This is a genomic window from Alsobacter ponti (genome assembly GCF_024294805.1).
Classification (GTDB): Bacteria; Pseudomonadota; Alphaproteobacteria; order Rhizobiales; family Beijerinckiaceae; genus Alsobacter; species Alsobacter ponti.
This window is the reverse complement of record NZ_JANCLU010000006.1, coordinates 39,285-51,664: the sequence shown is the minus strand read 5'-3', so window position 1 is coordinate 51,664 and position 12,380 is coordinate 39,285. Positions and strand designations below refer to the sequence as shown.

Here is a 12,380-nt window from a genome sequence, read left to right as displayed (position 1 = left end):
CGCCGGGCCTGAACCGGCCCTTCTGTCCCGACGCGACAGGACGGCAAAGGTCGCGAGCCTTTGCCGTCCTTTCAAGTGAGTTGCGCCGGCGAAAGGGTGTCGCGGGGCGCCTCGCCGCCGAGGTGAACGGAGCGCGCCCGAACGACGGCTCGGGCGCCGGCCAGATGGCCGGCAAATGACGCTTGCGCCTATTCCGGAGATCTTTTCGATTTCAGCGCGGCAAGAGCGGACGGACCATCAACCGCCGTATTGAAACTGGCGCTGCTTATTATCGCCAATTCTGGGGAAATACTGTAGGTTGGACCTCACGACGAGCAGGGAGGGGTCCATGCCAAGTCAAATCTTCCGGCGTTGCCTAGCCGAGGCCATCGGCACGTTCTGGCTGACATTTGCGGGCTGCGGCAGCGCGGTGCTCGCCGCCGCCTTTCCGCAGGTGGGCATCGGGCTTCTGGGCGTCTCGCTCGCCTTCGGCCTCAGCGTCGTCACCATGGCCTACGCCATCGGCCATCTGTCCGGATGCCACCTCAATCCGGCCGTCTCGGTGGGCCTGGCGGCCGGCGGGCGGTTTCCGAGCCGGGACGTCGCGCCCTACGTCGTGGCGCAGGTCATCGGCGCGACCATCGCCGCCGCCGTGCTCTATCTGATCGCCAGCGGCGCGCCCGACTTCGACCTCGCCAAGGGCTTCGCCGCCAATGGTTATGGCGATCATTCCCCCGGTAAATACGGGCTGGGCTCGGCGATGCTGGCGGAAATCGTGCTCACCATGATGTTTCTGTTCGTCATCATGGGCGCGACCCACGGCAAGGCGCCGGTCGGCTTCGCTCCGCTGGCGATCGGCCTGTGCCTGACCTTGATCCATCTCGTCGGCATCCCCGTCACCAACCTGTCGGTCAACCCGGCCCGCAGCACGGGCCCGGCGCTGATCGTCGGCGGATGGGCGCTGGGCCAGTTGTGGCTCTTCTGGTTGGCGCCGCTCGTCGGCGGCGCGCTGGGCGGCCTTCTCTATCGCTGGCTGAGCGAGCAGCCCGCCGCCCAGGTTACCGGGACGAGCACGGCGCCCGCCGAATAGCAGGCGCGGTCAAGCCCGCCACCGGTCCCCGGGACGAACCGCGCGAGCACGTCGCTCGCCAGTCCATGTCAGGCCGACGCGTCCCCTTCGTTGGGGCCGCTGAAGCTGCGGCAGATCGGGCTGTCTGGATCGGCCAGGCCCGCGATGACATCGAAATGATGGCGGCCGGTGTCGCGCACGGCGCGCGTGCGCGCGCCCAATCCGGTCCAGACATTGGCCAGCAGGTCGTTCTGGCGCACGAACTCGGGCCTCTCGAGTTCGCCGACCCACGCGGTCACGTCGATGCCCTCGACAGGCTCGAGCAAAGCGGGGCTTTCCGCCCTCGCCTCTTCGGCGTCGAGACGCAGCGTGCGGTTGAGCTCCGCGCGCATGAGCGGCCGAAGATCGTGCAGGCCGCTGATCGACAGCACGTGCGCGATCCGGCTCTGCACGGGTGGGGCGAGCGGCGCGCCGATACAGGCCATCCGGCTGGCGAGGTGGCCGCCGGCGGAATGCCCGGCGAGCCGGATCGGGCCGGAAACACGCTCGGCGAGCATCTCGATGGCGCGACCGACCTGCCGGGTGATGTCGGAAATCCGGGCCGCGGGCGCCAGCTCGTATTGCGGCAGGCCCACCGCCCAGCCATGGGCCAGCGCGCCCGCGGCCAGATGCGACCATGAGGACTTGTCGAAGCTCATCCAGTACCCGCCGTGGACGAAGACCGCCAGCCCGCGCGGCGCGCCGTGCGGCAGGAACAGGTCGGCCCGTAGCCGGGGCTCTTCGCCGTAAGGGATGTCGAGCTCAGCCCGCGCGGCGTTCGCTTCGCGAAACGTCCGGGCGGCCCGCTCCCAGCGCTCCGGATAGGCGGCGGCGCCGGGAATGTGAGGCGAGTTGGCGTAGGCGGCGGTCCAGTCGGTGATCATCGCTGTGTCGTCCTGTGAGTCGCGCCGCCGAGAGTATCAAAGGACGGGCCTCGCGCGACGCCCGCCTCCGCTCGTCTCGTCGCGGCCCTGCTCCCTCGCCGCCTGTGCGGGCTCGCCGGCGGCCTGACCGCCGAGTTTCGGCCAGACGGGAACTGCTGGCTCGCCGAAAGATTGAGCCCACGCCAGGCGTTTGCGCCCTGGACCGCGAACCGCAGCAACGCGCCGGGGATGATCCCACCCCTTCGGCAGGAAGGGAAAGCCGTCCGATGTCGGGCAAAACGCGCCTGAGCCCAGCCGCGAAGCTTCCGGAGCTGAGCCTGCGCGAGGAGAAGGCTGTCGAGGCCCAGAGCCGGCCGAGCGCCGCGCTGATCCACGAGACCATTCGCGCGGAAGGCGAGAGCGAGCTCGATCGCACCACGGGCGCCCTTCTGCTGTCGGGGCTGGCCGCCGGCTTGACGATGGGGCTTTCGCTGGTCGCCCAGGGCCTGCTGCACGCCCGGCTGCCCGATGCGCCGTGGCGTGAGCTCGTGGTGGCGTTCGGCTACACCATCGGCTTCCTGATCGTCATCCTCGGCCGGCAGCAGCTGTTCACGGAAAACACGCTCACGCCCGTCCTGTCCCTGCTCTACCACCGCGATGCGCGCACGCTCTCCCGCGTCCTGCGCCTGTGGGCGCTCGTGCTCGTCGCCAATCTCGCCGGGACCTGGTTCATCGCCATTGTGCTCGCGCATGGCGGCGTCTTCGGGCCCGACATCGCCGCCGCCTTCGACACGCTGAGCCGCCCCGCCGTCGCCGCGCCGTTCTGGACGACCGTCCTCAAGGCCGTCTTCGCGGGATGGCTGATCGCCACGATGGCGTGGTTGCTGCCGGGCTCGGGAAGCTCGCCCTGGTTCGTCATCGTCGCGCTGACCTACGTGGTGGCGGTCGGCCAGTTCGCCCACGTCGTCGCGGGTTCCGTCGACGCCTTCTACCTCTTCGAGACCGGCGAACTCACCTTGTCCGGCTACGCGACCCGCTTCCTGCTGCCGACGCTGATCGGCAACGTGATCGGCGGCGTCGCGCTCGTCGCCGCCTTGAACTACGGCCAGGCCGCTCCCGAGGTGGAGCCCGCTCCCGACGCCGGCGCGTAGCGGCCTACTGGGGCGACAAGCAGCCCCCCTGGGCCGCCATGCGCTCCTGCGACGCCGTGTCGCGCGCCACCACCGAGAATGGCGTCCAGATGGGAACGGGTGCAGTCTTGCAGACCGTCGCGCGGGGCCGGCGCAAGGCGGCAGTCGTCGGAATGCCCCGCCTGGGAGGATGCGCCATGAGCGACCGCGATCACGACGTCCTGGCGTTGCTCGACGCCTTCGCCGCCGCCTTCAACAGGCACGACCTCGGCGCTCTGATGCGCCTGATGACACCGGATTGCGTGTTCGAGGCCAGCGCCGGCGACGATGTCAACGGCGCGCGTCACGAAGGGCGGGACGCGGTCGCCGCGGCCTTCCGGCAGGTGTTCGAGACGTACCCCGACGCCCAATGGAGCCACCCACGCCATTTCTGGGCGGGCGACCGGGCCGTCACGGAATGGGTTTTCAGCGGAACGGTCGCGGATGGCGCGCGGGTCGAAGTCCAGGGCTGCGACGTCTTCACCTTGCGCGACGGCAAGATCGCGCTGAAGAACTCCTACCGAAAGCAGCGGCCCCCCGTCAGCGGTCGGCGGTGATACCAGCAGGCGCGCGCCGTGTCGCCGGCGCTGGGCCTCCCGCTTCGTCCAACTCGGCGGCGAGGTCGCTTCAGGGATCCAGCGCCTCGATGGCGCGGTTCGCCTCGTCGCGCTCGGAGGGCGTGCAGCCTCCGGGGCGGCGGTAGACGCACACCTCTCCCTCGCACCCCAGCTGCGCGTAGCCAGGCGGCCGCGCGATGTCGGGCGGGGCGATCAGGTAGTTGAAGCTCGAAAACTCCGCATCCCCCAGCCGGCGCTTGTCCGGCCGCTCGTCGTAGGGCTGGTCGTAGAGATAGAGGAAGACCGGCCGGTGCAGGTGGGTATAGCCCCCGGTGTCGAACCAGTTCAGCCCGGCGAGCGCCACTCCGCACAGGTCGCCCGCGTTTCGCAGGGCGGCCTCGGCCGCCAGCTCCGGCGCGCGGCCCACCCACATGCCGCGATAGTCCGGGCCGGTCGCGGCCGAGGCCGCCGCCGCCGTCCAAACGGCCAGGACGCCGGCCGTCGCCGCCCGCGAGCGCGGGAAAGGCCACGTCTTGCCCCACCACTCGAGCAGCCGCGCGCAGCCGACGCCGGCGACGATGATGATGCACGGCGTCGCGGGAAAGAGAAACCGCACCTCCTTGTGCGGGATCGCCGAGTGCACGAGCCAGATGCTCCCCGCAACCAGCGCGAAGAGCGGGGCGGAGCGCGCCCCGAAAACGAAGGCGATCAGCACCAGCCAGGCGGCCGGCCCCCACGCCGTCGACATCCAGACGACGTAGGCTCCGGCGTGCGACACGCCGAAATCCTGGCTGCGGCCCTCGAACAGATTGATTGCGATGTTCTTCCAGATGGACTGGGACGGCGAACCCAAAGTCAGCCAGTCGAGCGCGCCGGAAACGGCCAGCACCGCGAGGCCTCCCGCCACGACCGGCAGCCAACGCCGCCGGACATCCATCCGGCAGGCCCAGATCGCGACGATGAGAAGCGCAGGCGCCAGATGGAAGCGCAAACAGAAAGTAAGTCCGAGGAGCAGCCCCAGCCCCACGTATCCCCTCGCCTGCCCGCCGCGCACAGGCGCGAGGGCGGGCGCATTCGCCAGCCAGGTCGCCACGATCAGCGTGTGCGCGGCGACGACCTCGGTCAGCGTCTTGGGCGCGAAATAGACGAGATCGGGCCACACCGCGCAGAGCCAGCCCACGATCAGCGCGCCGCGCGGCCCGAAGGTCTCCCGCCCCACCCGATACCCGACGGCGACGACCGCCAGCGAGACGATGGCCAGCACCACGACGATCGCGCCCAGCACGACCGGCCACGACGCGCCGAGCGCGCCCAGCCCCGTCATCATGCCGGCGAGGAACCCCGGGAAGAGCCAGGACCGGATGCCGGCGCGCCACTCCCAGGTCACCAGGCCCCAGCCGGTCCACAGGCGATGAGCGGGCTCCAGCGTCTGGAAGATCTCGTCCGGATGGACGATGTTGGGCAGCGCGAAGGCCGCCGCGAGCCGCAACGCCAGCGCGAGCCCCAGCAAAGCGACGAGCGCGGCATCCGGACCGTCCCAACCACGGCGCACCGACAAGCTCCCGATCCACATCCCTCGCCCGGGACAATCCGGCGCGCCACTTTTACGATGAAAACCCATCAACCGAAGGTTGACGACTCCGTGCTCAACTTATCCAACTGAATCTGAACTTTCCCTCGCCGTCGAGATCCGAAATGCTGGAATTCCTGTCAAAGAGCTCGTCGCGGGAGCGACAGATCTTCCTCGTCAGCTGCGTCATCATGTTGCTCGAGTTGATCTGCATCCGGTGGATCGCCGCCTATATCAGGCTGTTCGGCTTCTTCATCAACTTCGTTCTGCTGGCCTCGCTCGTGGGCATCGGCGTCGGCATTCTCTACGCGGCGCGACGGCGCAAGGAGGTCTACCCCTACCCGCTGGTCGCCCTGGCGCTGGTGGTGGCGGTGGGCGGGCTGCAGGCCAAGTTCATGATCCCGACCAGCGAGATCCTGTTCTATGGCAACGATCAGGTCGAGGCGTCGCGCGAGAACTGGCTGGTGCTGCCGACGGTGTTCGCGCTGGTGACCGCGCTGTTCGTGCCGCTGGGACAGAAACTCGGCGTGCTCTTCAAGGACGCCGAGCCGCTGCGCGCCTATTTCTTCGACATCCTCGGCAGCGTCGTCGGCATCGCGCTGTTTTCACTGTTCGCCTTCTTCACCCTGCCGCCGGTCGTGTGGTTCGCGGCGCTGGCGCTGCTCTCCGTCCCCATCGTGGAACGGCGCAGCCGGATCACGTCGGGAGTCTCGTTCGTGGCGATCCTGGCCGCCGCCTACCTGATGTCGGCCGGCTCGCTGTGGTCGACCTACTACAAGATCGACTACTGGAAGACGGCGGATGACGTCTCCTACGAGTTCGCCGTCAACAACCTCGGCCACCAGACGGCGAACCCGATCGAGAAAAAAGAAACCTTCTACTATCGGCCCTACGACATGTTCGGCCCCGGCGCGTTCAAGAACGTGCTGATCATCGGGGCGGGCACCGGCAGCGACGTCGCCATCGCGCTCAAGAACGGCGCGGAGCATGTCGACGCCGTGGAGATCGACGGCGAGTTGTACCGCCTCGGCAAGGCGCTCCACCCCAACCACCCCTATGACGATCCGCGCGTGCAGGTCCACGTCAATGACGGGCGCGCCTTCATGCGCCATACCGAGCGCACCTACGACCTCATCGTCTTCGCGCTGACGGACTCGCTGACCTTGACCTCCGGCTACGCCAATCTGCGGCTGGAAACCTTCCTGTTCACGCAGGAGTCCTTGCGCGACGCGCGCCGGCGCCTCAACCCGGACGGGCTCCTCGTCGCTTACAACTATTACCGCGAGCGCTGGTCGGTCGAGAAACTGGCCGCAATGGTGACCTCGGTGTTCGGCTCGCCGCCTTTGGTGACCACCTACGGGACGCGGGGCCACGCCGCCGCTTTGCTCGCGGGGCCTCGCCTGGCGACGCTCGACCCCGCCCTGCTGACGCCCTACGCCGAGCGGGAGGGACTGAAGCCGGGCTCCGGCCTGAGCGTCCCCGTGGTGGGGACCGGCCTGATGGCCGGCGACCCGACGCTGAAGGTCGCAACCGACGACTGGCCATTCTTCTACGTGAAGGAGGCCGGAATCCCGCAGCTCTACCGAATTCCCGTGCTCATGGTGGCCGCCTTCGCCTTTGGCCTCGTGTTCTGGCTCGGCCCCAAGGGCTCCATGCGCGGGTTCAAGCCCGAGTTCTTCCTGATGGGCGTCGCCTTCATGGTGCTGGAGGCGCGCAGCCTCGTCACCTTCGCGCTGCTGTTCGGGACGACCTGGCTGGTCAACGCGCTGGTGTTCTTCGCCATCCTGCTCAGCGTGCTCGCCTCGGTGGCGATCTGCGCCCGGTTCAAGTTCCGGCGGATCTGGATCTTCCAGGTGCTGCTGTTCGCGACCCTGCTGGCCAATGCGCTGGTGCCGACGGCGGCGTTGCTGGAGATCGGGCCGGTGAGCATCCGCTACGTCACCGCGGGGGTGTTCGCCTTCGCGCCGATCGTGTTCGCCAACATCGTCTTCGCCCACCTGTTCGGCGAGACGAGCGAGCCGGACCGGGCGTTTGCCTACAACCTGCTGGGGCTCGCCATCGGCGGACTGCTGGAATATTCGGCGCTGCAGATCGGCTATAGCGGCCTGATCCCGATCGCTATGGCCGCCTACGCGCTGGCCTTCGCCTCGCCCGCCCTGATGCGCAAGGCTGCGGCGGGAGGCTCCGTCACGACGTTGTGAGAGGGGCTGGCGGGACGCTTCTTCGCGGGCGGCCGATCCGGAGCGGACGGCCGGGCTGGACCCCGGGGCGGCCTCTCAGCCACCCCGGTCCTCGCTGCTCAGCGCTTGCGATCGGAGCCGCGCGGCCGACGGACGGCTTCGCCGTTCAGGCCGTTCGGCCCCCCTGCGTCCGTACCAGAAAAAAACCGCGCATCACCGTCGTTACGAGGAGCGGCGCGAGGAACCCGGCCTGGAACAGCAGGAACGCCGCCACTGCGATCCACCAGTTGCCGACCACGAGCCATGCGGCGACAGCGATCAGTGGGGCCAGCATCGCGACCGCGAAGACGGTCACCCGGGCGGACACGAGCACCCCCAGCAGAATGGCGCACAGCAGGATCATCGGGATCTGGGCGTCATAGAGCATTGCCTGGCTCCGGTCGTTCGCTTCATCAAGCCCAGCGGGCTGCCGTGAAGTACGCGCCGAGAATGTTAACGCCATCCTAACGCGCACCCTTCCGGGCAAGGTCCACCCACAAGAGAGGAGATAGCGCTTCACAAAGATCAACCGCAAGCTTGCGCCATCCACTTGCACTCTATAGTTAACACGGTAAGCTTAATTCATCACTCCCCTCAATCTGCAAAAAGATAAATTGAATTAAGACGTAACGTTTGGTTACCTACTCATTAAATGAGTATGCCCTCACTGGAATCGCGCCCGTGTCCGATAGTCTTGTTTCATCCGACGGAAAGCCTCCCGCCAACGGGCCCGGCGGCGGATCAAAGCGCGCGCTCGACCTTTTCCTGTCGATCGTTCTACTGGCGCTGCTGTCGCCGATGATCCTGATTGTATGGGCGTTGGTCGTGGCGAATTTCGGTCGGCCCGCCCTCGTTTCGCGGGACGTCGTCGGCCTGCGCGGCCGCGTTTTCCGGCAGTACAGGTTCCGGATTTCGCCGAATCAGGCGGCTTCGAAGCGCAAGAACAGCGACCCAGGCCTGCACGACTGGCTGCGCGCCAGCGGCGTGGAGGATCTGCCCGGCCTCTACAACGTGCTCAAGGGGGACATGAGCATGGTGGGGCCCTGCCCGCGCACGCAGCGCGAGCTCACGCTCTGCGGCCCCGCTGCCTCCGACCTGCTGCTGGCTCGCCCCGGCCTCGTCAGCCCGTCCCGCCACCTCGCGACCGGCCGCCTGCCGGCGCGCAAGGCCGCCGCGCTCGACCAGCATTACGTGCAGGCGGGCAGGATCGCGGACGATTTCCGCCTGCTCGCGCGGGCGCTGACGTCGAGCCCCGATCCGTGAGCCTCGCGGCCTCGCCGCGAATTCACGCAGCTTTCGCCGACGCCGTCGATTTTCTCGTCGTCATGTACTGAGCCGTGCGCGGGCGCACACGCCGTCAGGTGCCCAATATCGCCGCCCGCGTCGTGTGCGCGGGCGCACGGCCCGAGCGGGCTCCTGCCCCTTTTTGCGAACACCGCAGGACGCGGAGCGCGGGAGGCCGGATCTCGGCGCGCTTTCGTCGCGCGATCCCGGATATCCCGATCAGGCCGAGGCGCGGTCGGAGCGGGACAGTCCCAGGCGGTCGCGCAGCACGGCGAGAAGGATCAGCCGGCCGGACCGCGCCTCCTGGCTTTCATTGGGCAAGCCGCCCGTCTCCATGACGGTCAACTCTCCGATCAGATTGAAATAGGCGATCCGGATCAGATCGGGATTGCGCCTCAGCACGGCGAACGCCCTGGCGACCAGGCGGGCGCGGGCGGCTCGTCCGGCTTCGCCGCAAGGACGCTGCATGTCCAGTTGCGCGGACACGAGCGGCCCGATGGCCGAAACCGACAGCTCGGCGGTGGACTGCCGCAGCGCGGCGATGCGCGCCTCGACGCTCGACACGTAGAGCACGGCGAAGAGCGCGGGCAGGAGGCTCGCGGGGCTGTCGAGATCCTCCGTCCCCTCCCCGACCGCGAACGCGGAGGACCTGAACTGCCGGCCGCAGCCCTCCCGCAGCCGGGCGAGGCGGGCTTCGATGTCGGCGGCTTCCCGCGCCACGGAGTCCGTCCCGGCTTGCGCGCCCGCGACGTCGGCAGCGACCGGCTCGGCCGGCCGCGCTTCCCAAAATCGCTCACGCCAACGGGTCCAGCGGGTTTTCATCCGCTCCATCATCGAGCCGGGTCCGGTATGGGCTTCGACGAGAACGGTTAAACGTGAATGGTTAACGGCGCAACATTGAACCGACTCCCATCAATGATGCGCGGATTACCGATTTCCACAAGCATGTAAATCGACTCTCTTCAACGTCGACTCAGTGTTCCTGTTCTTGTGTTGGCTTGTCCAAGACTCGGCCTTAGGCACTTGCTGGATGTGGTTAAGTTCCCATGACTTCACTTGCTAAAATTTTACTTGCCTATCTGTGAGAACGACTTCGCACGGCTGCCCCGCCGTAGGGACCCGGCCCCACAGGAGGCGTCATGATTGAATGCGCGGAAAGCGATGCTCGCGCTGATCCGACGCCCGGTCGGTTCGATGCGGCCCGGAGCGCCAGATTCGATGTTGCAGGATAGTCACACGCGCTCAGGAAGGCTGCCAGAGGGTGGCGGCCGGGGCGGCTCACAGGCCCTCGGCCGGCTCCTTGGCCCGCTCCACGACCTCGTCGCTCCTGCGAATGACAGGATCGCGGCGGTCCTCGCCTTTCACCCTTCGGGAAAAGGCCGCCGTCGCGATCGGAACCGCATAGCCGAACTGGATCGCCGCAAAGGTCGTCACGCCAGTGATGGCGTCCCCGGTGATCATGTAAGCCATGACGCCGAGGGCCGGCGCGACCAGCGCGATCGCGAACACATTCAAGCGGCGAGAGAAGAAACCGCCGACAAGGCAAGCGAAAATTAGTAAAAAACTGACCGTCATGTCAGCTCAAAAGCCTCACTCCCCGGATCAACATTACCTGATTCTTCGCCGTTACGTAGCTGAGCGCCGACGATTCAAGCGTGATCGAAAGAGAGAATGTGGAGAGGTTTGAGGCGACAGCAAGGCGCGGCCTCGCCGGAAACGCAACGCGGGCCCGGGACGAACCGGCGGCGGGCGCTAGATCCCAGTGTCGCCGAAGTCCTGGTCCATAGCGCGCGCGGGCTCCATCGTTCCGCCGCCTTGCGTCGGCCCAATCGCCACGGCCGGCACGCCTGCGACGGTGACGTTGGGGGGCACGGGCTTGAGCACCACCGAGCCCGCCGCCACGCGGGCGCAGCGCCCCACCTCGATATTGCCGAGGATCTTCGCCCCCGCCCCGATCAGAACGCCCTGGCGCACCTTGGGGTGGCGGTCGCCCGTCTCCTTGCCGGTGCCGCCGAGCGTCACGTCCTGCAGCATCGACACGTTGTCCTCGATCACCGCCGTCGAGCCGACCACAAGCCCCGTGGCGTGGTCGAGGAAGATGCCCCGGCCTATGCGCGCGGCAGGGTGGATGTCGGTCTGGAACACCTCCGACGAGCGGCTCTGCAGATAGAGCGCGAAGTCGCGCCGGCCCTGCCGCCACAGCGCGTGCGCCAGCCGGTGCGTCTGGATGGCGTGGAAGCCCTTGAAATAGAGCATCGGCTCGATCAGCCGCTGGCAGGCCGGGTCGCGGTCGGTCACCGCCATCAGGTCGGCCCGGAACGCCTGCCCGATGGCGGCGTCGTCGGCCAGCGCCTGCATGAAGGTCTGGGCGATGAGGTCGCCCGTCACCGCCTCGTGGTGCAGCCGCGCCGCGACGCGGTGCGCCACCGCCGATTCCAGCGTGTCGTGGTTGAGGATCGCCGCGTAGACGAAGCCGCCCAGGCGCGGCTCCTGCCGCACCGCTTGCTCCGCTTCCTCCCGCATGCGCCGCCACACCGGGTCGACCCGGTCGAGCTTCCCGATCAGGCCGGTGCTCATGCGCCTCCCCCCGCCTGGGCCCTCGCGAGGCGCGCGGCGGGACCTATCCGGCGTTCCCAGGCGAGCGCATGGGAGACAATGGAGTCGAGATCGCCGAACCGGGGCGTCCAGCCGAGTTCCGCGCGGACGCGTTCGCCCGTGGCGATGACCCTGGCGGGATCGCCGGGCCGGCGCGCCGCGAAGCGGACGGGGAAATCCGCGCCCGAAATCCGCTTCACCGCGTCGACGACCTCGAGCACCGAATAGCCCCTTCCATAGCCGCAATTCAGCGTCAGGTTCGCCCCTCCGGCCGCGAGATGGTCCAGCGCCAGCAGATGGGCGCGGGCGAGGTCCGCGACGTGGATATAGTCCCGGAGGCAGGAGCCGTCGGGCGTGGGGAAATCCGTGCCGTAGATCTCCAGCGACGAGCGGCGCCCCAGCGCCGCCTCGCACGCCACCTTGACGAGATGGGTGGCGCGCGGCGTCGATTGTCCCGTGCGCCCGAGCGGATCGGCCCCGGCGACGTTGAAGTAGCGGAGGATGACGTAGCGCAGGCCGGTGGCGCGCGCCGCATCCTGCAGCATCCATTCCGTCATCAGCTTCGAGCGGCCGTACGGCGAAACCGGCTCGGGTGGCGTGGTCTCGGTCACGCGCTCTTGCGCGGGGCTGCCGTACACAGCCGCCGTGGAGGAGAAGATGAAGCGTTCGACGGCGCTTTTGACCGCCGCCTCGATCAGGGCTCGCGACTTCACCGTGTTGGCGAGGTAGTAGCCCAGAGGATCGGCGACGGAGTCGGGCACGACAACCTTCGCGGCGAAATGAGCGACGGCGTCGACGCCGTGGTCGGCGATGATCGAGCGCACCAGCGCCCCATCGCCCACGTCGCCCTTCACCAGCTTCACGCCGGGGGGCACGGCTTCCGCGAAGCCGGTCGTCAGGTCGTCCAGCACGACGACCTTCTCGCCGCGGTCGACCAAATCCCACACGACATGCGAGCCGATATAGCCCGCACCGCCCGTCACAAGCACCGTCATGACGCCGCCCCTTTTGATGATCTGGCTTAGTTTAATCAGCA

Annotated in this window: 12 protein-coding genes; 5 read left to right on the top strand and 7 right to left on the bottom strand. The window is 68.0% G+C overall.

Features of this window, described 5'->3' with window-relative positions; genetic code table 11:
* Positions 1-328 precede the first annotated feature (328 nt).
* The gene (aqpZ, locus tag NK718_RS07925; protein ID WP_254740379.1) at positions 329-1,069 is read left to right on the top strand and encodes an aquaporin Z; all 741 of its coding nucleotides are present in this window, start codon (positions 329-331) and stop codon (positions 1,067-1,069) included.
* Positions 1,070-1,137: 68 nt separating this feature from the next.
* Here aqpZ and NK718_RS07920 read toward each other — a convergent pair whose 3' ends face one another.
* Positions 1,138-1,971: a hormone-sensitive lipase gene (locus NK718_RS07920; RefSeq protein ID WP_254740377.1), complete on the bottom strand. Its 834-nt coding sequence runs from the start codon at positions 1,969-1,971 to the stop codon at positions 1,138-1,140.
* A 266-nt stretch (positions 1,972-2,237) separates the two neighbouring features.
* On the opposite strand from NK718_RS07920, the gene NK718_RS07915 reads away from it, so the two are divergent.
* Positions 2,238-3,101, top strand: a complete 864-nt coding sequence (locus NK718_RS07915; RefSeq protein ID WP_254740375.1) for a formate/nitrite transporter family protein — start codon at positions 2,238-2,240, stop codon at positions 3,099-3,101.
* Between the two features lie 107 nt (positions 3,102-3,208).
* The gene (locus NK718_RS07910; protein ID WP_254740373.1) at positions 3,209-3,676 is read left to right on the top strand and encodes a nuclear transport factor 2 family protein; all 468 of its coding nucleotides are present in this window, start codon (positions 3,209-3,211) and stop codon (positions 3,674-3,676) included.
* A gap of 70 nt (positions 3,677-3,746) precedes the next feature.
* On the opposite strand, the gene NK718_RS07905 is transcribed toward NK718_RS07910, so the two are convergent.
* Complete coding sequence (locus tag NK718_RS07905; RefSeq protein WP_254740371.1) at positions 3,747-5,228, bottom strand: glycosyltransferase family protein; 1,482 nt, start codon at positions 5,226-5,228, stop codon at positions 3,747-3,749.
* Between the two features lie 143 nt (positions 5,229-5,371).
* Here NK718_RS07905 and NK718_RS07900 point away from each other — a divergent pair, with 143 nt between their 5' ends.
* Positions 5,372-7,447, top strand: a complete 2,076-nt coding sequence (locus tag NK718_RS07900) for a spermine/spermidine synthase domain-containing protein (protein WP_254740369.1) — start codon at positions 5,372-5,374, stop codon at positions 7,445-7,447.
* Between the two features lie 145 nt (positions 7,448-7,592).
* Here NK718_RS07900 and NK718_RS07895 read toward each other — a convergent pair whose 3' ends face one another.
* A complete protein-coding gene (locus NK718_RS07895; protein WP_254740367.1) occupies positions 7,593-7,853 on the bottom strand; it encodes a hypothetical protein in 261 nt (86 codons plus the stop codon).
* Positions 7,854-8,146: 293 nt separating this feature from the next.
* Here NK718_RS07895 and NK718_RS07890 point away from each other — a divergent pair, with 293 nt between their 5' ends.
* Positions 8,147-8,728 (top strand): sugar transferase, encoded by a 582-nt coding sequence (locus NK718_RS07890; protein ID WP_254740365.1) that lies wholly within the window; start codon positions 8,147-8,149, stop codon positions 8,726-8,728.
* 240 nt (positions 8,729-8,968) lie between these two features.
* Here the strand turns inward: NK718_RS07890 and NK718_RS07885 are convergent, their stop codons facing one another.
* The 4 genes from NK718_RS07885 to galE all read right to left on the bottom strand — a co-directional run bounded on the left by NK718_RS07885 (position 8,969) and on the right by galE (position 12,339).
* Positions 8,969-9,583: a hypothetical protein gene (locus NK718_RS07885; protein ID WP_254740363.1), complete on the bottom strand. Its 615-nt coding sequence runs from the start codon at positions 9,581-9,583 to the stop codon at positions 8,969-8,971.
* A gap of 444 nt (positions 9,584-10,027) precedes the next feature.
* Positions 10,028-10,324 (bottom strand): hypothetical protein, encoded by a 297-nt coding sequence (locus NK718_RS07880; RefSeq protein WP_254740361.1) that lies wholly within the window; start codon positions 10,322-10,324, stop codon positions 10,028-10,030.
* 177 nt (positions 10,325-10,501) lie between these two features.
* Complete coding sequence (cysE, locus tag NK718_RS07875) at positions 10,502-11,326, bottom strand: serine O-acetyltransferase (RefSeq protein ID WP_254740359.1); 825 nt, start codon at positions 11,324-11,326, stop codon at positions 10,502-10,504.
* On the bottom strand, positions 11,323-12,339 hold the full coding sequence (gene galE / locus NK718_RS07870; protein ID WP_254740357.1) for a UDP-glucose 4-epimerase GalE: 1,017 nt from the start codon (positions 12,337-12,339) through the stop codon (positions 11,323-11,325). The genes cysE and galE overlap by 4 nt, the downstream gene beginning before the upstream one ends.
* Positions 12,340-12,380 lie beyond the last annotated feature (41 nt).

Excerpts from the sequence above, each read along its gene's own strand:
- aqpZ (WP_254740379.1), top strand. The coding sequence starts at position 329 with ATGCCAAGTCAAATCTTCCGGCGTTGCCTAGCCGAGGCCATCGGCACG.
- NK718_RS07920 (WP_254740377.1), bottom strand. The coding sequence starts at position 1,971 with ATGATCACCGACTGGACCGCCGCCTACGCCAACTCGCCTCACATTCCC.
- NK718_RS07915 (WP_254740375.1), top strand. The coding sequence starts at position 2,238 with ATGTCGGGCAAAACGCGCCTGAGCCCAGCCGCGAAGCTTCCGGAGCTG.
- NK718_RS07900 (WP_254740369.1), top strand. The coding sequence starts at position 5,372 with ATGCTGGAATTCCTGTCAAAGAGCTCGTCGCGGGAGCGACAGATCTTC.
- NK718_RS07895 (WP_254740367.1), bottom strand. The coding sequence starts at position 7,853 with ATGCTCTATGACGCCCAGATCCCGATGATCCTGCTGTGCGCCATTCTG.
- NK718_RS07885 (WP_254740363.1), bottom strand. The coding sequence starts at position 9,583 with ATGATGGAGCGGATGAAAACCCGCTGGACCCGTTGGCGTGAGCGATTT.
- NK718_RS07880 (WP_254740361.1), bottom strand. The coding sequence starts at position 10,324 with ATGACGGTCAGTTTTTTACTAATTTTCGCTTGCCTTGTCGGCGGTTTC.
- cysE (WP_254740359.1), bottom strand. The coding sequence starts at position 11,326 with ATGAGCACCGGCCTGATCGGGAAGCTCGACCGGGTCGACCCGGTGTGG.
- galE (WP_254740357.1), bottom strand. The coding sequence starts at position 12,339 with ATGACGGTGCTTGTGACGGGCGGTGCGGGCTATATCGGCTCGCATGTC.